Source organism: Tessaracoccus pujii (genome assembly GCF_055326215.1).
On the sequence record NZ_JBUZNP010000004.1, the window covers coordinates 149,662 to 169,695 of the forward strand.

The 20,034-nt window shown below is 69.7% G+C and carries 13 protein-coding genes, 1 CRISPR repeat array and 1 riboswitch; of the genes, 11 read left to right on the forward strand and 2 right to left on the reverse strand.

What is annotated here, in order from left to right:
• The first annotated feature begins 70 nt into the window (after positions 1-70).
• From casA to cas2e, 7 genes are read left to right on the forward strand one after another with little or no spacing between them, the layout of a single operon-like run.
• Positions 71-1,624 carry a type I-E CRISPR-associated protein Cse1/CasA gene (casA, locus tag ACZK5N_RS07085; protein ID WP_459017422.1) on the forward strand — a complete coding sequence of 518 codons (1,554 nt, stop codon included), beginning with the start codon at positions 71-73 and terminating at the stop codon, positions 1,622-1,624.
• Entirely contained in the window at positions 1,621-2,160 is a 540-nt protein-coding gene (casB, locus tag ACZK5N_RS07090; RefSeq protein WP_459017423.1) for a type I-E CRISPR-associated protein Cse2/CasB, read from the forward strand. The genes casA and casB overlap by 4 nt, the downstream gene beginning before the upstream one ends.
• On the forward strand, positions 2,157-3,278 hold the full coding sequence (gene cas7e / locus ACZK5N_RS07095; RefSeq protein ID WP_459017424.1) for a type I-E CRISPR-associated protein Cas7/Cse4/CasC: 1,122 nt from the start codon (positions 2,157-2,159) through the stop codon (positions 3,276-3,278). The genes casB and cas7e overlap by 4 nt, the downstream gene beginning before the upstream one ends.
• Positions 3,275-4,042: a type I-E CRISPR-associated protein Cas5/CasD gene (gene cas5e, locus ACZK5N_RS07100; RefSeq protein WP_459017425.1), complete on the forward strand. Its 768-nt coding sequence runs from the start codon at positions 3,275-3,277 to the stop codon at positions 4,040-4,042. Before cas7e ends, cas5e begins: the two co-directional genes overlap by 4 nt.
• 10 nt (positions 4,043-4,052) lie before the next feature.
• The gene (cas6e, locus tag ACZK5N_RS07105) at positions 4,053-4,760 is read left to right on the forward strand and encodes a type I-E CRISPR-associated protein Cas6/Cse3/CasE (RefSeq protein WP_459017426.1); all 708 of its coding nucleotides are present in this window, start codon (positions 4,053-4,055) and stop codon (positions 4,758-4,760) included.
• A complete protein-coding gene (gene cas1e, locus ACZK5N_RS07110; RefSeq protein WP_463624719.1) occupies positions 4,724-5,755 on the forward strand; it encodes a type I-E CRISPR-associated endonuclease Cas1e in 1,032 nt (343 codons plus the stop codon). Before cas6e ends, cas1e begins: the two co-directional genes overlap by 37 nt.
• Before the next feature lie 11 nt (positions 5,756-5,766).
• Complete coding sequence (gene cas2e, locus ACZK5N_RS07115; RefSeq protein ID WP_459020422.1) at positions 5,767-6,042, forward strand: type I-E CRISPR-associated endoribonuclease Cas2e; 276 nt, start codon at positions 5,767-5,769, stop codon at positions 6,040-6,042.
• A gap of 9 nt (positions 6,043-6,051) precedes the next feature.
• A CRISPR array of direct repeats spans positions 6,052-13,278; the repeat unit is 29 nt; unit sequence GTCGTCCCCGCGCGAGCGGGGGTCATCCG.
• Between the two features lie 78 nt (positions 13,279-13,356).
• Here the strand turns inward: cas2e and ACZK5N_RS07120 are convergent.
• Positions 13,357-14,736, reverse strand: coding sequence for a 13E12 repeat family protein (locus tag ACZK5N_RS07120; protein WP_463624720.1), 1,380 nt, complete (start codon positions 14,734-14,736; stop codon positions 13,357-13,359).
• Between the two features lie 82 nt (positions 14,737-14,818).
• Positions 14,819-14,983, forward strand: a riboswitch (cobalamin riboswitch).
• 71 nt (positions 14,984-15,054) lie between these two features.
• Between ACZK5N_RS07120 and ACZK5N_RS07125 the strand changes: the two genes are divergently transcribed.
• The 4 genes from ACZK5N_RS07125 to ACZK5N_RS07140 are packed head-to-tail and all read left to right on the forward strand — an operon-like array spanning position 15,055 to position 18,846.
• Positions 15,055-15,903, forward strand: a complete 849-nt coding sequence (locus ACZK5N_RS07125; RefSeq protein WP_463624721.1) for a ferredoxin-like domain-containing protein — start codon at positions 15,055-15,057, stop codon at positions 15,901-15,903.
• Positions 15,900-16,565 (forward strand): precorrin-8X methylmutase, encoded by a 666-nt coding sequence (locus ACZK5N_RS07130; protein WP_463624722.1) that lies wholly within the window; start codon positions 15,900-15,902, stop codon positions 16,563-16,565. Before ACZK5N_RS07125 ends, ACZK5N_RS07130 begins: the two co-directional genes overlap by 4 nt.
• Positions 16,562-18,067 carry a precorrin-2 C(20)-methyltransferase gene (locus tag ACZK5N_RS07135; RefSeq protein WP_463624723.1) on the forward strand — a complete coding sequence of 502 codons (1,506 nt, stop codon included), beginning with the start codon at positions 16,562-16,564 and terminating at the stop codon, positions 18,065-18,067. The genes ACZK5N_RS07130 and ACZK5N_RS07135 overlap by 4 nt, the downstream gene beginning before the upstream one ends.
• On the forward strand, positions 18,064-18,846 hold the full coding sequence (locus ACZK5N_RS07140) for a cobalt-precorrin-4/precorrin-4 C(11)-methyltransferase (protein ID WP_463624724.1): 783 nt from the start codon (positions 18,064-18,066) through the stop codon (positions 18,844-18,846). Before ACZK5N_RS07135 ends, ACZK5N_RS07140 begins: the two co-directional genes overlap by 4 nt.
• Here ACZK5N_RS07140 and cbiE read toward each other — a convergent pair.
• Positions 18,818-20,032, reverse strand: a complete 1,215-nt coding sequence (gene cbiE, locus ACZK5N_RS07145) for a precorrin-6y C5,15-methyltransferase (decarboxylating) subunit CbiE (RefSeq protein WP_463624725.1) — start codon at positions 20,030-20,032, stop codon at positions 18,818-18,820. The genes ACZK5N_RS07140 and cbiE overlap by 29 nt on opposite strands.
• Positions 20,033-20,034 lie beyond the last annotated feature (2 nt).

Sequence of the window (20,034 nt, forward strand, 5' to 3'; positions counted from 1 at the left end):
GTCGAAAAGCCCACGCTGGTCCGAGCTACCCACTACCTTCCTCCTAATAGACCATTCAGAAAGAGCAACGATGACGTTCAATCTCGCCTCAAGTAGCTGGGTACCAGTCGTGACTGCCTCCGGCCCCGCACAGGTCTCCCTACAGCACGCACTGGCCCATGCACCCCTCATCAAGGGCCTAGACTTCGGCAACCCTCTAGCGGGCGGCGCCTTGGCGCGCCTCCTCGTGGCCATCGTGGTGGACGCTTTCGGGCCCGTCTCTTCAACCGAGGAGTGGCGCAGGCTATTCGAAGCCGGATCCTTCGATCGCTCGGTGCTCGACTCCTACTTCGAGGAGCACTATGACCGCTTCGACTTACTTGGCGGCCCGCACCCTTTCTATCAGGTTGCCGAAATCGAGCCCGCCAGTGGCGAGTGGAAATCGGTGACTCTGCTGATCCCTGAAATCGCAACCGGCAACAACGTGCCACTCTTCACGTCCGTCCTGGAGTCCACCGTCGAGGCGTTGTCGCCCGCCGAGGCAGCCAGGGGGCTGGTGACAATCCAGGCGTGGGACACAGCCGCCATCAAGTCGGCTGCAGTCGGCGATCCCAGGGCCAGCCGGGGCAAAACCACCGGTAACCCCACAGGGCCACTTGGTCACCTTGGCCTGGTGTTGCCGGAAGGGCGCAACCTGTTTGAATCCTTGGTGCTGGAGACCCCTGTCAAAGCTGAGCAAGCTGGCGATCTGCCTGCATGGCGGCGCGAGTGGTCGGCCGAGTGGAATGTCCATCAGCCACGGGGAATCCGCGAACTCCTGACATGGCAGTCACGACGGATCCGGCTCATCGGTGATACGGATGGCATCACCGGTGTTCTTGTGGCGGCGGGCGACCGGATGGACTTTGTTCCGCCGCACCTAGAACCACACGCGGCGTGGCGTATCGACACCAAGGGCGCTGTCTCCCACCGCCCCCGCCGTCACATCTCAGGACGCTCAGCGTGGCGCGGCATGGACGCCCTCCTGGCATCTGACGCGGCCAGAGGAGGCGATGCGTCAGGACCGTGTGCGTTGCGCAATATCGGTACCGCTGGACGATTCCTGCCGGATGATTACCCGCTCGGCGTCCTCTGCATCGGCGTTGAGTATGGGAATCAATCCGCCGTTTTCGAGAACGTGATCTTCGACCGGATCCCCATGCCACTGCGCGCCTTGGAGGATCTCGACGGATTGTCCCTTGCTGACGACCTAATCAGAGTTGTCGCCACTGCCGAGAGTCTCCGCAGACTTGTGAACGATCTCCAGTCGGACATCCGACGCGCGTGCGGAGGAGACAAGATCCCCTGGGACAAGGGAGATCACCGTGGAGACTCCATGATGTCCGAATTCGACGAACCAACCAGATGGCTCCTGCTGCGTCTCCAGGAGGAACCAGACAAAGGCGATGAGGCACTGGCAGACTGGCGCAGAACAGCCCGAGCCATCACCTGGACTACTGGGAACCGACTCCTCGATGCCGCCCCGCCACGGGCCGTGGCCGGCGTGGGACCGAAGAAGGACCCCTTCACTCTGGCGCGGGCGGAGGCATTCTTCCGTGGAGCACTTAAGAAGATCATCCCCCATTCACAAGAGGAGGAAGCATGACCTACTACTGGGAACGGCAAATGGACGGAACTTGGCGGCCCCCGCCCGGTCAGGACCTGGCGGCGATGCGCCGCGGCCTGGGCCGCGAGGCTGGAGAGGTTCCGCAGATGTGGGGTCTCTACAGCAACCTCACCGGTGATGGCAGAGTAACCAACCACCTCAGGGCTGAGCATGAGGCGCTTGCCTTGTTCGGCCTCCATCAGCAGTCGGTCAAGCGCCACGTGCATGAGACAGGTCGTGGTGTTGGTGATCTCGCCCGAGCTGTCCTGTTGAGCGGGAGATTCAGCGAAGAGGCAGTCACCCAGCGGTTCGTGCGTGCGGCCGCAGCTCAGTCCATCGGCGCGGTCGCCCACCATCTCCGTGGGCTGATCCAAGAGGCCAAGACCCTCGGACACGTTCCCACTCTGGACTACACCAGGCTGGCAAGCGACCTCGCCGCTTGGCAGGACCCCCTTCGCCTCACCGGCGTTCGTCGTCGCTGGGGGCTCCAGTTCCATTCCAACAGACCCAAGACAGATTCAGGAGAACACTCATGACCAACTACTTCGTCGACGTCCACATCCTCCAGGACCTCCCTCCGTCGTGCATCAACCGCGACGACAACGGCACCCCAAAGCAAGCTACGTACGGCGGCGTCGACCGGCTCCGCGTCTCGTCCCAGGCTTGGAAGCGCGCCACCCGCATGGCCTTCGAGAAGACCATACCCAAGGAGGAACTCGGCGTGCGTACCCGACGAGTCGCGCCGATGGTGGTCAAGGCCTTCATCGAAAGAGGGCTGGACGAAACGGACGCTGCTGCGGTCACAGAGTTCCTGCTAGCGCCCATCAAATCCAAGGGGAAAAAGGAGACCGATCTTGCCTACCTCCTGTTCTTCGCCCGAGAACAACTGGTCCGTCTGGTCGATGCGGTGATGGCGCTGCCTAATGACTGGCGCGGTCAGAATCAGGCGGCCATCGAGAAGGCACTGCATGATGTAGATCTCGCGCACTACCTTTCCAACGGCCACTCGCTCGACGTCGCCCTGTTTGGAAGAATGGTGGCCGATGTTCCTGCGATAAACGTCGATGCGGCCGCTCAGGTGGCGCACGCCCTGTCCACGCACAGCGCCGAGGTTCAGTTCGACTACTACACGGCCGTGGACGACGAGCAGGAGGACGCAGAGACCGGAGCCGGCATGATCGGCACGATCGAGTTCAACTCCGCGACCATGTACCGCTACGCCACCGTGTCCACTGATCAGCTGCTGCTGAACTTGGGAGGGGACACCGGAGCGATGGTCGACGGTGTGGCCGAGTTCATCCGCGCGTTCGCACTATCCATGCCGAGTGGTCACCAGTCGAGCTACGCCGCCCACACGCGACCCGCGTTGTTGGCCGTGATCGTTCGCGCTGATCAGCCCGTCAACGCTGTGTCGGCGTTCGAGAAGCCGGTGTGGACCCCGGGCAAGGGCTTCATGGCCGAATCTCAGGAGCGGTTGGTTGACCACCTCGCTGGAGAGGCTGCACGGTGGGGCGACCGCCCCGCCCAGATCGCGGCAAGCTACGCGGCCACTCAGCAGTCTGGTGCGGCTCTGGAGGCGTACTTCGGTTCGGCCCTGTCGCTCGACGCGCTGCTCTCAAGGGTCCGTGGTGCGATCCAGGAAGCCTCGGCATGACCGGACACTGTCTCGTCCTGCGGCTGGCAGGGCCCCTACAGTCCTGGGGTGTGTCGAGTCGGTTCAACCGCCGCGACACGCAAAGCCAACCCACGAAGTCTGGGGTGCTCGGGTTGCTCGCGGCTGCGGAGGGACGTCGGCGACAGGACAGCATCGAAGACCTCCTCGGCCTTAGCCTCCTGGTGCGCGTCGATCAGCCGGGGTCGAGGCTGCGCGACTACCACACCGTCTCGACCCTGGACGGTGAGCCTCTGCTGTCTGCCAATGTGAGCCCCCGTGGGCGCCAGATGCCAACTTCGCCGAAGAAGCTCACACATGTGACGCAACGCTTCTATCTGCAAGACGCCGTCTTCGTGGCGGTCGTGGAGGGTCCCCTCCATCTGCTGGGGGGACTCGAATCCGCCATACAACGCCCGGTCTTCCCCTTGGCTCTCGGCCGAAGGGCGTGCGTGCCGACCCAGCCCTTGCTGCTGCGCGATGAGGACGGCGGCGAGATCTGGACCGGTGGTCTCATCGAGGTAGCGAGAAGGGTGCCATGGCAGGCAGCCGCATGGCACAGGCGTCGTGTGGCCACCGAGGAGACCATTCGGCTGCCGATCTCGCTGGATGACGCTGATGGACAGGATGTCGCGACGGATGTCCCTTCGAACTTCGAGCCCACCAAGCGCGGGATGATGAGTCGCCGCGTGTCACACGCCTGGGTTGAGGTTCCGACGGACGTCGCGACGACCGGCGCCAGCCACGACCCATTCTCGCTGCTGTAGGGAGCTGACGATGACTTTCCTCTCGAAGATCCGGCTGAACCCCCTGCGGAGCGGCGCTCAGCGCCTGCTGCAGAACCCGCAGCGGCTCCATGCAGCCCTGCTCGGGGCCTTCCCGCCCCAGCATGAGGCCGAAGGGCGCCTCCTCTGGCGGCTGGAGGTTCACAACCACCACGCAGACGTGGTGGCGCTCTCAGGTCCGCGCCCCGACTGGACTCACCTCGTAGAACACGCCGGCTGGCCCAATGCTGACGGCGGAGAACCCATCGTGGCCGACTATCAACCCCTGCTGGCCCTGATCGCCACGGGTCGCGAGTTCGCCTTCCGTACCACGCTCAACACCGTCAGCACCTCGGCCAGGCCGCATGCCCCGACCGAGTCTCAGAGCCGCCGGATCGCGAACGGCCGCAAACCCAGGGTCGGTCAACGCACGGCTGAGCATCAGATCAACTGGTTCCTTGCACGCGCGGCGGATGAACAGGCTCAATGGGGGTTTACAGTGGGCAGTTCAACTAATCCCAGGCTGCGCGTGACGGGCCGTGATCAGCTGCGGTTCACGCGTCGGCCTGGCGAGCCACCCGTCACTCTCAACGTCGCGACCTTCGAAGGGGTCTTACGTGTGACGGATTCAGAACGCACGCGTTCGAGTCTGGTAGACGGGATCGGCAAGGGCAAGGCCTATGGTTGCGGGTTGGTGACCTTGGCACGCCCGGAGCCCTGATCGCCATGTGGTGGCTCGCTGAAACTCATGACCTGCACCAAGTCTCCGATCGGATCTCCACGGTGTATGTCGAGCGCTGTCACGTCGACAGGGCCGAGAACGCCGTTGTCTTCATCAACAAGGCTCGTACCGTCCGATTGCCTGCGGCGATGATCGCCGCAGTTCTCCTAGGGCCCGGCACTCGAATCACCCACGGGGCAATCAGGCTGCTGGCCGACTCAGGTACGGCGGTGTCCTGGGTAGGAGAGAACGGTGTCCGAATGTACGCCTCGGGCATGGGAGTTGCCCGCGGCTCACAGCTGATCACGCGCCAGGCCTATCTGGTGTCGCGGACCCCGGAGCGGCTCGGCGTGGCTCGCGCCATGTACGGCATGCGATTCCCCGACGAGGATGTGTCCGGCCTGACCATGCAGCAACTGCGTGGACGCGAGGGCGCCCGGGTGAAGCGGATCTACCGGCAGCAATCGGAGCGAACGGGGGTCCCATGGCGCCGGCGGGAGTACAAAGCGGGTGATGCCTTCGCCGCAGGTGACGACGTCAACCGACTGCTCTCAGCCGGCAACGCTGCCCTGTACGGGGCCAGCCATGCGGCGATTGTGGGGGTCGGAGCCAGTCCTGCACTCGGGTTCGTCCACACCGGGCACGCGTTGTCCTTCGTCCTCGACATCGCCGACCTCTACAAGGCGGAGTACACGATCCCACTGGCCTTTGACCTAGCAGCTGCAGGTCGTGTGGACGAGAGTGAGATCCGGTACGAGTTGCGGGACCGGTTCGCCAATGGCCAGTTCATGGCACGCGTGGTCTCTGATGTGATCCGGCTTCTTATGGGCGGCGAAAGGCCGGCTGGGGCGTCCGAGGACCAGCGCCTGCTGTGGGATGAGGCCGGCAACGTGGAGGGCGGGCGCAACTGGGATGAGGAGTTCGAGATCCTCTCCAGGGAAGGATTCGTCGCCATTCGAGGACCTGAGTTCGATGAACCAGAGGTGCCGTTTTGAGCACCGTCGTCGTGCTGGTCGCTGCCCCAGAAGGTCTGCGGGGGCACCTGACGAGATGGATGGTGGAGGTCCAGGCAGGCGTGTTCGTGGGGTCTCCTTCGGCGCGCATCCGAGATGGGCTCTGGCGCGTTCTTGAGCAGAGGATCGGCGACGGTCAAGCCGTCATGGTGGAACCCGCCGGCAACGAGCAAGGTTGGCAGATTCGCACCGCTGGGCGCGACCGCTGGACCCCTGTGGACTTTGATGGACTCATGCTCTGCGCTCGCGAACGTAGAAAGATACCCTAGTCAGCGAGTGTCGTCCCCGCGCGAGCGGGGGTCATCCGCCCGAGCCGAGCAGCGAGGGCGGAGACGGACTGTCGTCCCCGCGCGAGCGGGGGTCATCCGCTGCGCACCATCCTGGCGCGCGCTGCCGCCCTGTCGTCCCCGCGCGAGCGGGGGTCATCCTGCGCACCCATTGGGCCACCATCCTGTCCAGCGGTCGTCCCCGCGCGAGCGGGGGTCATCCGCGTGTGTACGCATCCTCGAGCTCACGCTGGGAGTCGTCCCCGCGCGAGCGGGGGTCATCCCGGGCCGCCGGTCACATAGTCGACGTTCAGAGTGTCGTCCCCGCGCGAGCGGGGGTCATCCCGCTCTGGTCCTACCGCTGGCCGACGCGACAGTGTCGTCCCCGCGCGAGCGGGGGTCATCCGACGACCGCCGACGCCTCGATCTTCGGATTTAGGTCGTCCCCGCGCGAGCGGGGGTCATCCTGCCCGCCCCGCGGCGCTCGCCGCGTCCATGTTGTCGTCCCCGCGCGAGCGGGGGTCATCCGACCGGCGCGGACGCCGACGACCTCGCGTCATCGTCGTCCCCGCGCGAGCGGGGGTCATCCGTCCGAGGTCATCGCCAATCTGGACGTCAACAAGTCGTCCCCGCGCGAGCGGGGGTCATCCGACACGCCCCTACGGCGTCGCCTGCTACCAGCTGTCGTCCCCGCGCGAGCGGGGGTCATCCGGAGACCATCGGCCATGTCGACATCATCACCGCGTCGTCCCCGCGCGAGCGGGGGTCATCCGTCCGCCATCTGCCCGACCGGTCCCCGCATGGCGTCGTCCCCGCGCGAGCGGGGGTCATCCGCTCCTAGGCCTGGGCGCGGACCTCGCCGCCCAGTCGTCCCCGCGCGAGCGGGGGTCATCCGGCCACCGCCGTCATGGAGGCCGTTCAGGACCGGTCGTCCCCGCGCGAGCGGGGGTCATCCGCTTGGCACCGGCCCGAACGCGCCCTTGCGCGAGTCGTCCCCGCGCGAGCGGGGGTCATCCGGGGTCCGGCGGCATCGCCTTCGTCGGCTGTGAGTCGTCCCCGCGCGAGCGGGGGTCATCCGACCAGTTCCATGCGCGCCCAGCGCCCGCGTCAGTCGTCCCCGCGCGAGCGGGGGTCATCCGCCATAGCGTCCTGTCGGGCATGTAGAGCGTCGGTCGTCCCCGCGCGAGCGGGGGTCATCCGACCGCCTCCGGGGCCCCCTCGGTCGCAGCTGAGTCGTCCCCGCGCGAGCGGGGGTCATCCTGGGCCGTCCGGTGTTGGCTGCCTGTTTGGGATGTCGTCCCCGCGCGAGCGGGGGTCATCCGCGCCCGACCGCTGGTCGACCACCCCGGCCTGAGTCGTCCCCGCGCGAGCGGGGGTCATCCGACTGCTGCGATGGTGTACGCGACGCTGCCCAGGTCGTCCCCGCGCGAGCGGGGGTCATCCGAGAACCGGAACAGCAGCACGAGGCACGGACCAGTCGTCCCCGCGCGAGCGGGGGTCATCCGGCGTCCACGGCGCTCGTGATGCACGAGACTGTGTCGTCCCCGCGCGAGCGGGGGTCATCCGGAGTTCGTCACCAACGCTGCGGCGACGGATTAGTCGTCCCCGCGCGAGCGGGGGTCATCCGACGGTCGGGCGTGAGTATGCTGCACCCGCTGGGTCGTCCCCGCGCGAGCGGGGGTCATCCGGGTCAGCCGATGCCGCGCGTGACGGCGGCCTAGTCGTCCCCGCGCGAGCGGGGGTCATCCAGTTATAAACGGGGCCATGTGTGCCCGGACTAGGTCGTCCCCGCGCGAGCGGGGGTCATCCGAGCTGGCAGGCGTAGCGGAGGCTGTTGCTCTCGTCGTCCCCGCGCGAGCGGGGGTCATCCGCAGCATGTCGGCGGTGACCTTGCGTGCACGGAGTCGTCCCCGCGCGAGCGGGGGTCATCCGGTTCCCTGCGCGTCGGTCGTCTGGCGCATCAGGTCGTCCCCGCGCGAGCGGGGGTCATCCCTGGCAGTCGCCGGCCGGTCTGTCTGGATCGAGGTCGTCCCCGCGCGAGCGGGGGTCATCCGGTGGCCTCGGGTGTGTCTGAGTTCCGTGCGAAGTCGTCCCCGCGCGAGCGGGGGTCATCCGCCTGAGCCGAGCGGCGAGGGCGGAGACGGACTGTCGTCCCCGCGCGAGCGGGGGTCATCCGCCGGGTGCGTATCAGTGCTCGGCAGAGTCACGGTCGTCCCCGCGCGAGCGGGGGTCATTCGGGTCAGCCGATGCCGCGCGTGACGGCGGCCCGGTCGTCCCCGCGCGAGCGGGGGTCATCCGTCGCGGACGTTCACTGAACCACCCGCCTAGCGGTCGTCCCCGCGCGAGCGGGGGTCATCCGACGACGGCGTTGTCGCTGGACGTCCTGGCGCGGTCGTCCCCGCGCGAGCGGGGGTCATCCGGGCGCCGACTTTAGCGGAGCCATGAAGCTCGGGTCGTCCCCGCGCGAGCGGGGGTCATCCGCTGGTACGTGTCCCCACTAGCCGTTTCGTGTTGTCGTCCCCGCGCGAGCGGGGGTCATCCGATCGGCGACTCGTCCGACGACGCGGGCAAGAAGTCGTCCCCGCGCGAGCGGGGGTCATCCGCTCAGCCGCAAGGGCAGATCGCCTGACGGTCAGTCGTCCCCGCGCGAGCGGGGGTCATCCGATGCCCACCGCAACACCGATGGCCGGAGTTGCGTCGTCCCCGCGCGAGCGGGGGTCATCCGAGCAGCAGCGGCGAAGCGCTTCACGAATCCCGGTCGTCCCCGCGCGAGCGGGGGTCATCCGAAATTTCGCGTCAAACGTGGGCCACACGAAGAGCCGTCCCCGCGCGAGCGGGGGTCATCCGGCGATGACGGTGTGCTGCATGTCGATGACACCGTCGTCCCCGCGCGAGCGGGGGTCATCCGCCGTCACCATGTCCCAGTTGGCGACAAGCCAGGTCGTCCCCGCGCGAGCGGGGGTCATCCGCTTCATCACAGCTGTTGCCAGCACGGACAGGAGTCGTCCCCGCGCGAGCGGGGGTCATCCCTCCCCGCAGCGCGTCGCGTTGAATGTGGATGAGTCGTCCCCGCGCGAGCGGGGGTCATCCGTGGTATCGGCGCCGCTGACCTTCTTGAACCAGGTCCTCCCCGCGCGAGCGGGGGTCATCCGGTCGGCACGCGCTGGCTGATCCCCCTGTCGGAGTCGTCCCCGCGCGAGCGGGGGTCATCCGTTCCCGATGATCCCGAACCGGCGCTACTTGTTGTCGTCCCCGCGCGAGCGGGGGTCATCCGATCCTCGACCATGCGGGCGTGGAGATGCGCCCGTCGTCCCCGCGCGAGCGGGGGTCATCCGGTCACGCGAGACGTGGCCATCCATGACTCCGTGTCGTCCCCGCGCGAGCGGGGGTCATCCGCGCGCCGAAGGACGCGGAGCTGGCCATCTCCGGTCGTCCCCGCGCGAGCGGGGGTCATCCGTGCTTGGATGCGGCCAACTCCTTGGCGAGTTGGTCGTCCCCGCGCGAGCGGGGGTCATCCGCCACCACCGCTCCTCTTCAGCCGACGCCGGAAGTCGTCCCCGCGCGAGCGGGGGTCATCCGAACGTCGTCGGCCCCGTCATGTTCTGGCTGTGGTCGTCCCCGCGCGAGCGGGGGTCATCCGATCTCCTTGGGAACGGCCTTGGCGTTCATCGCGTCGTCCCCGCGCGAGCGGGGGTCATCCGCTCATGGCCGCCGAGTATGCCGACGGTCACGCGTCGTCCCCGCGCGAGCGGGGGTCATCCGGTTCGCGAGGACTTCATCCGATTGCCGAACAAGTCGTCCCCGCGCGAGCGGGGGTCATCCGCAGCGCGTCTTCCGCGACGGCGCTTTCGAGACGTCGTCCCCGCGCGAGCGGGGGTCATCCAGTCACTGTTCACCTACTGGCAGACCAACACCCGGTCGTCCCCGCGCGAGCGGGGGTCATCCGGTGCCATACCCCAAATCGGCCCTGACTAGGGGGTCGTCCCCGCGCGAGCGGGGGTCATCCTGTGGCGTTGGACTTGTCGTGCTTGCTCATCACGTCGTCCCCGCGCGAGCGGGGGTCATCCTGCAAGGCGCCCCGCGTCGTCGTCGCCTGCCGCGTCGTCCCCGCGCGAGCGGGGGTCATCCGGGGTCCGAACGTCTGGTGGTCGTGGATGCCGAGTCGTCCCCGCGCGAGCGGGGGTCATCCGATCTACGTCTCCATCTGGGCGGGCGACTTCCGGTCGTCCCCGCGCGAGCGGGGGTCATCCGTAGGTCGGCAGGCGGTGCTTGCGTGACCAGTGGTCGTCCCCGCGCGAGCGGGGGTCATCCTGCGGCGACCGGCTTTCCCGCCTCGTACTTTGGGTCGTCCCCGCGCGAGCGGGGGTCATCCGGTGACCAACACGCGCGTGTGGCTCGTGGAGCGGTCGTCCCCGCGCGAGCGGGGGTCATCCGGGGCAAATCATGAGCCTTGAGCTCATCAAGCAGTCGTCCCCGCGCGAGCGGGGGTCATCCGTCAGGCGACAGGCCGACGGTGAGCGCAACAAGGTCGTCCCCGCGCGAGCGGGGGTCATCCGGCCGCCGACGAGCCGATGGGTGCCACCCGTGAGTCGTCCCCGCGCGAGCGGGGGTCATCCGAAGTACGGGGTTGGCGCCATCGCCACGGGTGGGTCGTCCCCGCGCGAGCGGGGGTCATCCGATCACCGCCGACTTGCTGCTCGTCGGCGCCGGGTCGTCCCCGCGCGAGCGGGGGTCATCCGCGTCCGTGATGGGTCGGCGCTGGGGCTTGCTGTCGTCCCCGCGCGAGCGGGGGTCATCCCGCCGACTGGCTGGGGCCGCTCGTTGTTGTCATGTCGTCCCCGCGCGAGCGGGGGTCATCCGTGGCCCGGCGCACCCTCGCACAGACCTCCCGTGTCGTCCCCGCGCGAGCGGGGGTCATCCGGAGATCATCTCCCTCGGCCTGATCCACGGGATGTCGTCCCCGCGCGAGCGGGGGTCATCCGGCCTCAACGAGCGTCTGGAGGCGGGCCTGGAGGTCGTCCCCGCGCGAGCGGGGGTCATCCGCTCGACGACAAGGTTGTGACGGAGTACATCTAGTCGTCCCCGCGCGAGCGGGGGTCATCCGCAGTTGAGCGACGAAATGGCCAGCTCTGCGTCGTCGTCCCCGCGCGAGCGGGGGTCATCCGATCCTGCATTACGTCTATCGTGGCTCGCCCTGGTCGTCCCCGCGCGAGCGGGGGTCATCCGCCGTTGATGTGCGCCATGCCCCCGGCGCGCATGTCGTCCCCGCGCGAGCGGGGGTCATCCGACCTGGCAGTGCCGACGGTATGGACGCGCTACGTCGTCCCCGCGCGAGCGGGGGTCATCCGATCGACTCGAAGGAGGTACCACTGATGCTGGCGTCGTCCCCGCGCGAGCGGGGGTCATCCGCGAGCCAACACCTGGGAGCAGGCCAAGGCCCTGTCGTCCCCGCGCGAGCGGGGGTCATCCGCGCTGGGTGTCACTCCGGGGCGACCGTGGCGCGTCGTCCCCGCGCGAGCGGGGGTCATCCGGTTGTCGACGGTCACGTCGTCACCCAGCCACAGTCGTCCCCGCGCGAGCGGGGGTCATCCGTCGGGCAGCGGCGCCAACGTCGTCCCGACCGGGTCGTCCCCGCGCGAGCGGGGGTCATCCGTCCGACGACAAGCCGGCCGATCCGCAGGTATTGTCGTCCCCGCGCGAGCGGGGGTCATCCGGGTTGCCGCCCCCCGGTCCCCGCCTCCAACACGTCGTCCCCGCGCGAGCGGGGGTCATCCGTAGCCGTCGATGTCGCCCGGGTTGTGGCCGTGGTCGTCCCCGCGCGAGCGGGGGTCATCCGGCGCTCGAGGACATGGTCGCCGCGACGAACCAGTCGTCCCCGCGCGAGCGGGGGTCATCCGATGACGTCGAGTGCGAGGCCGGTGGCGTGCTCGTCGTCCCCGCGCGAGCGGGGGTCATCCGGTCCTCCGTGATCCATTCCCGCAGGCCCCGGAGTCGTCCCCGCGCGAGCGGGGGTCATCCGGCCGGGTGCGTATCGGTGCCCGGCAGGGTCACGTCGTCCCCGCGCGAGCGGGGGTCATCCGCCCTTGAGTAACTACTGATGCCTGAGCGGGAGGTCGTCCCCGCGCGAGCGGGGGTCATCCCCAGGTGGACCGACTGCGAGTCGACGGAAACGCGTCGTCCCCGCGCGAGCGGGGGTCATCCGCCGTTGATGTGCGCCATACCCCCGGCGCGCATGTCGTCCCCGCGCGAGCGGGGGTCATCCGAGCATCGAGCATGCCACCGGCCGCGCCCTGGAGTCGTCCCCGCGCGAGCGGGGGTCATCCGCGGCGGGTACCTACTGCTATGAGCTGGGTTCGGTCGTCCCCGCGCGAGCGGGGGTCATCCGAACGGCGGGACCGCCATCGAGGAGATCGGCGGGTCGTCCCCGCGCGAGCGGGGGTCATCCCTGGCGGCGGCCCTGGTTCTCGCCCTCGGCCGTGTCGTCCCCGCGCGAGCGGGGGTCATCCGCCCTCCCATCGCCCCCATGGCGTCGGGGCCGTGTCGTCCCCGCGCGAGCGGGGGTCATCCGTCGGCCAGCGCGACCGAGTGGACGCGCCCCGCGTCGTCCCCGCGCGAGCGGGGGTCATCCTCGCAGATCCCGTAGCAGTCTGCGGTGTGGGTGGTCGTCCCCGCGCGAGCGGGGGTCATCCGACCGGCGCCCAGATCCGCGAGGACATCACCAGGTCGTCCCCGCGCGAGCGGGGGTCATCCGCAGCTCCGGGATTTTGAAAAGGGCGACGCCCGGTCGTCCCCGCGCGAGCGGGGGTCATCCGGAGACCATGGAGGGCGCCTTCGACCGCGTGAAGTCGTCCCCGCGCGAGCGGGGGTCATCCGCTGTCTCAGGATTCGCTGCAGCGAGGCGTCATGTCGTCCCCGCGCGAGCGGGGGCCATCCGCTGTCTCAGGATTCGCTGCAGCGAGGCGTCATGTCGTCCCCGCGCGAGCGGGGGTCATCCGTGCGGTTGCCCGGTCGGGGTACTCGACGGTGAGTCGTCCCCGCGCGAGCGGGGGTCATCCGATGCAGGGCTTTATGTCGGCGCTACTGCTGGGGTCGTCCCCGCGCGAGCGGGGGTCATCCGACTACGCCTCGGCGATCGGTGAGGTCACACGCGTCGTCCCCGCGCGAGCGGGGGTCATCCGCGGGGTGGGTCTGCCTGCGCCGCGGAGCCGGGGTCGTCCCCGCGCGAGCGGGGGTCATCCCGGCTGCATCCGCTGCTTCGGCAGCTTTTCGGGGCCGTCTCGAAGGGTCGTGTCGTGACGTCCAAGCGCAACTCGACCTTCAGTCGAGCATGCGGGTGCCGCTGGGGGTGACTTCGTAGCGGTAACCGAGGGGGCTGAACCAGTAGAACTGGCCGGGTCTGGGTTGGTCGACTCGCCAGGCGCGGGCGGTTTTCGCCCGATGGACTCTGCGGCTGAGGGGGGCGAGGTTCCCGATCCGGGTCTGGCCGCGGCAGCCGGGCGCAAACGGCTGGGTGTGATCCAGATCCAAACCGGGAGCCCGCCGCTTCGAGTACGGGAACATCTCGTGATCCATGGTCAGCATCAACGCCTTCTTCAACCCCACCGACGGCGTGTAGCCGTCCTCGGCGGGGACCTCCGCAAGGTCGATCACCGGCTGCACCGAGACCTGCACCCCGGGCAGCAGTTCGGCCAGCAGTGCGGTGGTGATGTGCCCGGCGCGGTCGATCCGAGCCGTTCCGGTGAGCTGGCCGACGGCGTCGGTGTGGACGTGCACCGCCAACTCCAGCCTGGGCCGCAGCTTCGCCAGCGGGGTGGTGATGGTGCCGCACAGTGCGCCGAGGCAGTGCGGGTCGTGCCGCTGCCCACCATGGACTGCGGCGGCGGGCGCGGCAGGCACGCCACCGTCCAGCGCCGCCGACACACTCTCGGGGAGTGCGGGCTGGGCGGCTTGTTGCAGCAGCGCCAGCGCATAGGCCGGGTTCGCCAACACCCCCAGCGCCTTGGCGCGCAGGATGGTCTTCGACGTGTCAGGGTGCTCGGTGGCGAGCAGGTCCGCGATCCGATCCACCGCCGCGTCGAGGTAGCGGGCGTCGATCACATCCAAACGACCGGTCAGGTTCATCACCCCGTCGAACAAGCCCCAGACATGCACCCCACGACTGGCCCGCTGCCGACGCTCACGCTCCGCGGCCACCGCCGGATCCGCCTCGATGACCATCTTCTTCAACAGGTTGAATGCGGCGGTCCACCCCAACCTCGCCTGCCTGCCCACCCACAGATCGGTGACGGCGTCTGCTGCCTCGGCGGGAAGGTCCAGACACGTCGAGGCGGCCCTGCACGCGCGGGACGGTTCGATCCGCGCCTCCTGCACCGCCTGGAACAGGCCGGGGTGGCGATGCTTCAGGTTCAGGGCATCCGCCAGCTTCGACGCTGCGGCCGTGGGAGTGCAACGCAACAGCCCGGCCAACTCCAACGCGATGAACTCCGATACCGCCGGGGTCCCGACACCTCCGACGGTGATCCTGCGTTCAGCAAGCACCTCCACCACCTGGTCGTAGCCCACCTCGTAGTGGTCTGCCAGATCACAGAGGAGGGTGAGGGTCTGGGCTTCGGCGAAGCGGCGCAGCTCGTCGACGGAGCGTAACTGCTCCGCAACCTCCCGCGCCGTGTCCTCCATGACCACAACACTACGGACCACCACTGACAGTTTTCGCTCACCTGTGCGACATGTGGCGAAGTTCTTGGTGAGATTCTCCGCACCGAGAGGTAGGGTGAGCATCGCCAGTCGTACTCCACATCCCGGAGTCAGGGAACCCGGTGCGATTCCGGGACTGACGCGCAGCGGTGAGGGTGACGGTCGGAGCACGCCAGAGATGGCAGCCACTGGGGTGATACCCGGGAAGGCGCACCGGTCCGAACGATCCCGAGTCCGAAGACCTGCTGGCCCTAGCGGCGACCGCCGCCAGGTCTCAGTGCGGCCCCGCGCAAGGGCCACGGACCGAAGGGCCTCGTTCCCATGACACTTCTCCGCGATCGACGTGACCGGTGCCCCGGCGCGCTGCGTCCGTGGCCTGCCGACGACGGCCTCCTGGTGCGCCTGCGTCTCATTGGGGGCCGCGTGGCCACCCGATCCCTGGTCTCCCTCGCTGCGGTGGCCGAGCGGTTCGGTGATGGTCGCGTGCGCGTCACCGGGCGCGCGAACCTGCAGGTGCGTGCCTTCCCCGGTGTCGACGGCCGCCTCGACGCGGAGGCACTGGCCGCTCTCGAGGACACCGGCCTGCTGCCCAGCCGCTCGCATGAACTTGTCCGCAATGTGATGCTCTCGCCGCAGAGCGGACTGGCTGGGGGGCGGGTGGACCTGCGTCCAGTCTCAGCAGCCTTCGACTCTCTGCTGCAGGCCACGCCGCGCCTGGCTGACCTGCCGGGCCGGTTCCTCGTCGTACTCGACGACGGCCGGGGCGACCTCGTGGAGCATCGCTCCGACCTCGCTCTCGTCGCCTTGGACGACGACACGGGACAACTCCGCATCGGCGGCGACTGGGGCCAGGTGGTGCCCATCGCCGCGGCGCCCGAGAACCTCGCGGCCCTCGCCCTACGGTTCCTCTCGTCGCGTGGTTCCGGGCCCACGGCACCCTGGCACGTGAGCGAACTGGCCGTCCCCCTCGTCGCCCCGGCCCCGCCGGATCCGCGGCTGCCCACCCCGGCCGCGCCGCTCCCGTACGGCGAGGTAGCGGGGGGCCGGCATGTTCCCGTGCCGGAGAACGGGCTCGGACGCACCGAGATCGCCGCGCTGGCCGACGGCGCGCCTGAAGTCGTCGTCACGCCCTGGCGGGGTGTGCTCGTCCCCCGAGGAGAATCAGCATGATGCACCCCACCCGGCCGACCAGGCACTACGACTACATCGGCGAAGGCCGGGACATCTATGTCAACTCCTTCGCCGCCATCCGCCTCGCGGCCGACCTCGCCGCAGTTCCCCCGGACGCCGAGAAGGTGGCCGTGCGGATGATCCACGGCAGCGGTCAGGTCGATCTCGTGGGCGACCTGGTGATCCATCCGCGGCTCGTCGCGGCCGCCCGAGGGGCTCTCGAGGCGGGAGCACCGATCCTCTGCGACGCCACCATGGTGGCCACAGGGGTCACCCGCCGTCGGCTGCCCCGCGACAACGAGGTGCTGTGCTTCCTCAACGACGACCGCGTCGCTGGCCTCGCCGAGGCCTGGGGAACGACCCGTACCGCGGCGGCGGTGTCTCTGTGGGAGCCGCTGCTCGACGGTGCTGTCGTCGCGATCGGCAACGCCCCGACCGCGCTGTTCCACCTGCTCGAGATGATCATCGACGGCGCCCCCCGGCCCGCCGCGATCGTCGGCTGCCCCGTCGGTTTCATCGGCGCAGCGGAGTCCAAGCAGGAGTTGATCGATCTTCATGACCGCTACGGCATCGACATCCCCTATCTCACGGTCCTGGGACGACGGGGCGGGTCGGCCATGACCTCGTCGGCGCTCAACGCCTTGGCACTGGAGCAGGAATGAGGGGGCGGTTCTACGGTGTCGGCGTCGGCCCCGGCGACCCCGACCTCATCACGCTCAAGGCGGCCCGCCTCATCCAGGGCGCCGACGTGGTGGCCTACCACGCCGGCGTGGGCCGCCAGTCGAACGCCCGTCGCACCGCCAGCGGACTCTTCCGGTCGGATGTTGTCGAGGAGCAGCTGACCTACCCGCTGACTACGGGGAAGACGGACCACCCGGGCGGTTACGCGGGCGCCATGGCCGCCTTCTACGCGGACTCCGCGGCACGGCTCGCCGGACATCTCCAGGCAGGGCGCGATGTCGTGCTGCTCGCCGAGGGGGATCCGCTGCTCTACGGGTCCTGCATGTACATGCAGGACCGGCTCGCCGTGGACTTCGACACGGAAATCGTTCCCGGCGTGCCGGCGTTCGCCGCCGCGACCGCGGCGGTCCGCAGCCCCCTGGTGCGCCAGACCGACGTACTGACCGTGCTCCCGGGAACCCTCCCCGAGCAGGAACTCGCCCGGCGCCTCGCCGACACGGACGGAGCGATCATCATGAAGTTGGGCCGCACCTTTCCGGCGGTCCGCCGCGCGCTGGAGGCCTCGGGCCGGCTCAAGGAGGCCGTGTACGTCGAGCGCGCGTCGATGAGCGAGGAGCGCTGGATGCCCGTGAGCGAGGTGAAGGCTGACGAGGTGCCCTACTTCTCGCTCATCGTCGTGACCGGCGACTCACGCAACGGCACCCGGTCCCGCGACGGCGACGAGCCGACGGCGCCGGCCCTGACCACCTCGCAGACCGGTGAGGTCCTCGTCGTCGGGCTGGGACCTGGGCCGGAGGACTGGATGACGGGCGAGGCGGTCACGGCGTTGAGCGACGTGGACCATGTCGTCGGCTACGGACCCTACGTGGACCGGGTACCGCACCGGGTGGGTCTGACGCGGCACGCGTCCGGCAACACCGTCGAGGTCGAGCGGGCCCGGCTGGCCCTCGACCTCGCGCGCGCGGGCGAGCGGGTCGCGGTGGTGTCGGGGGGCGATGCCGGCATCTTCGGCATGGCCGCTGCCGTGTTCGAGGCGGCCGAGGATCCGCTGTACGCCGACGTGCGGATCCGCGTCCTCCCCGGCGTCAGCGCGGTGCAGGCCGTGGCCGCCCGCGCCGGCGCACCGATCGGCGCCGACTTCGCCGTGGTCAGCCTGTCCGACCGGCTCAAGCCCTGGACAGTCGTGGAGCGTCGCCTGCGCGCGATCGCCGACGCCGACCTGGTCCTGGCCATCTACAACCCCGCCTCGCGGGCCCGAAGCACCCAGATCACCGAGGCGCGCCGCATTCTGCTCGAGCACCGGGCCCGCGACACCGTCGTGGTGGTGGGGCGCGACGTCGGGCGTCGGGAGGAATCCCTCACGGTCACGACGCTCGGCGAGCTGGATCCGGCGTCGATCGATATGAAGTGCCTCGTCATCGTGGGCGCCTCGGGAACCCGCGTGGGGCCCGCCGGCGTGTGGACCCCGAGGTTCGTGCGGTGACCGTCCACTTCGTCGGGGCCGGTCCCGGGGCGGGGGACCTGCTGACCGTACGGGCCACGCGCCTGCTCGCCGGCGCAGATGTCGTGCTTTATCCGGGCACCTATCTGGATCCCGATGTGCTGTCACACGCGGGCGCGGCTGCGGCTCTCGTGGACACGCAGCACCTCGACCTGGATGAGATCACCGACCGCCTCGTGGCCGCGCACCGAGCGGGCCGGGTCGCGGTCAGGCTCACCTCCGGTGATCCGTCGCTGTATTCCGCGCTCGCGGAGCAGACGCGCCGTCTCGACGCCGTCGGGGTCCCCTGGGACGTCACCCCCGGTGTTCCCGCCTACGCCGCGGCGGCCGCCGCGATCGGGCGGGAGCTGACGGTACCGATGCTGGCGCAGTCGGTGGTCCTCACCCGCACCCAGGCCCGCTCGACACTGATGCCCGCGACCGAATCGCTCGCCGCGTTCGCCGCCACCCGCGCCACCCTCGTGCTCCACCTGGCCATCACGAGGGTGCGGAGTCTCATGACGGAGATCGAGCCCGAGTACGGCGCCGGCTGCCCCGCCGTCGTCGTCTACCGGGCCAGTCAGCAGGAGCAGCAGATTCTCACCGCGACGGTCGGGACCATCGCGGATGCCGTCGAGGGCGCAGGGCTCCGACAGGCGGCCGTGATCCTGGTCGGGCCGGCCCTGGACCCGAGTCCGGGCGGCGAGTCCTACCTGTACGACCCGGACCGCGCGCGCCGCAGACCGCCTGTGGTCAGGCGATCGTCAGCGCCCATCGCGTGACCGCGTAGCCAGGCACCCACCCAGAGGGCGTCCGCACCTCGCAACCGATCCTGGTGAGCTGTCCCCCGAAGCGGTGCTGCAGCTCTACCAGCCGCGCCGCGTCCCCCTTCCCGACGGCATGGGCGACGAGCCGGCCGCCGGGCCGAAGGGCACCCAGACACGCGGCAGCGAGCCGGGACGCGGCCGCGCCGGGGCCGAGATGCACCGCGTCCGGCACGGTCAGCCCAGCCAGGGCCGACGGCGCCGTCCCGACCGCGACCGGCAGCCTGGGGACGCCGAGCCGCGCAGCGAGGTCGCCGATCGGCCCGGATGCCGCCGCATCGGGCACGACCGCCGTGGCCAGGCAGGTGGGATGCGCGCGGAGCCACTCGACCGCCACGGGGCCCGCGCCTCGGCCGATGTCCCACAGCCGCCCGCCGGGGACCGGCCCCAACAGCGCCAGGGCCGACGCCCGGACATCGCGCGGGAGGCGGGTCCCCACCCCCGCCAACAGGCTGTCGGGCACACCCGCCGTCCACCCGGCGATCAACTCACCGACGCACTGGATCGCGACGATGTTCAGCCGCGGGAACTCCGCGCCTTCGGCCGCGGCGAAGGCGTCGAGGTCGAGCCGACTCTCGTCTCCGCCGAGATTCCCCAGTACCGTCAGGCGCGACGAGCCGTATCCGGCCTCGACGAGGAGCGCCCCGAGCAGCCGCGGGGTGACGTCGTCTGAGGACAGCACCAGCAGGCGTCGGCCGGGCGCCAGGTCCCGCAGCACGAGAGACACGTCACGCCCCACCACGCTGACAAGGCCATGGGACTCCGCCGGCCAGCGCATGGCGGCCCGGGCCAGCGCCACCGATGAGACAGCTGGGCGGATCTCGACGCCGTCCGGGCCGAGGATGTCGATGAGCACCGAGCCGATCCCCGAGACCAGCGGGTCGCCGGATGCCAGCACCACCACCGTGGTGTCGGGGTGAGCGGTGACGATCTCGGCCAGGCCGGCCCGCAGCGGGGAGGGCAGGCGGAGCCGCACCTGCCCGGGGACCGGGGGCAGAAGCTCCAGGTGCCGCGCCGCGCCGACGACGAGGGTTCCGGATCCGGCGAGCTCCTCGCTGACCGCGTGAACACCGTCGGCCGCGACGCCGACGACGATCACCCGGCCGGTGGCGCGGCCAGCCGCCGCGGGGCTTCTGTCGGACACGA

Bases quoted from the DNA above. Each gene is read 5' to 3' on its own strand.
- casA (WP_459017422.1), top strand. From the start codon at position 71: ATGACGTTCAATCTCGCCTCAAGTAGCTGGGTACCAGTCGTGACTGCC.
- casB (WP_459017423.1), top strand. From the start codon at position 1,621: ATGACCTACTACTGGGAACGGCAAATGGACGGAACTTGGCGGCCCCCG.
- cas7e (WP_459017424.1), top strand. From the start codon at position 2,157: ATGACCAACTACTTCGTCGACGTCCACATCCTCCAGGACCTCCCTCCG.
- cas5e (WP_459017425.1), top strand. From the start codon at position 3,275: ATGACCGGACACTGTCTCGTCCTGCGGCTGGCAGGGCCCCTACAGTCC.
- cas6e (WP_459017426.1), top strand. From the start codon at position 4,053: ATGACTTTCCTCTCGAAGATCCGGCTGAACCCCCTGCGGAGCGGCGCT.
- ACZK5N_RS07125 (WP_463624721.1), top strand. From the start codon at position 15,055: ATGACACTTCTCCGCGATCGACGTGACCGGTGCCCCGGCGCGCTGCGT.
- ACZK5N_RS07130 (WP_463624722.1), top strand. From the start codon at position 15,900: ATGATGCACCCCACCCGGCCGACCAGGCACTACGACTACATCGGCGAA.
- ACZK5N_RS07135 (WP_463624723.1), top strand. From the start codon at position 16,562: ATGAGGGGGCGGTTCTACGGTGTCGGCGTCGGCCCCGGCGACCCCGAC.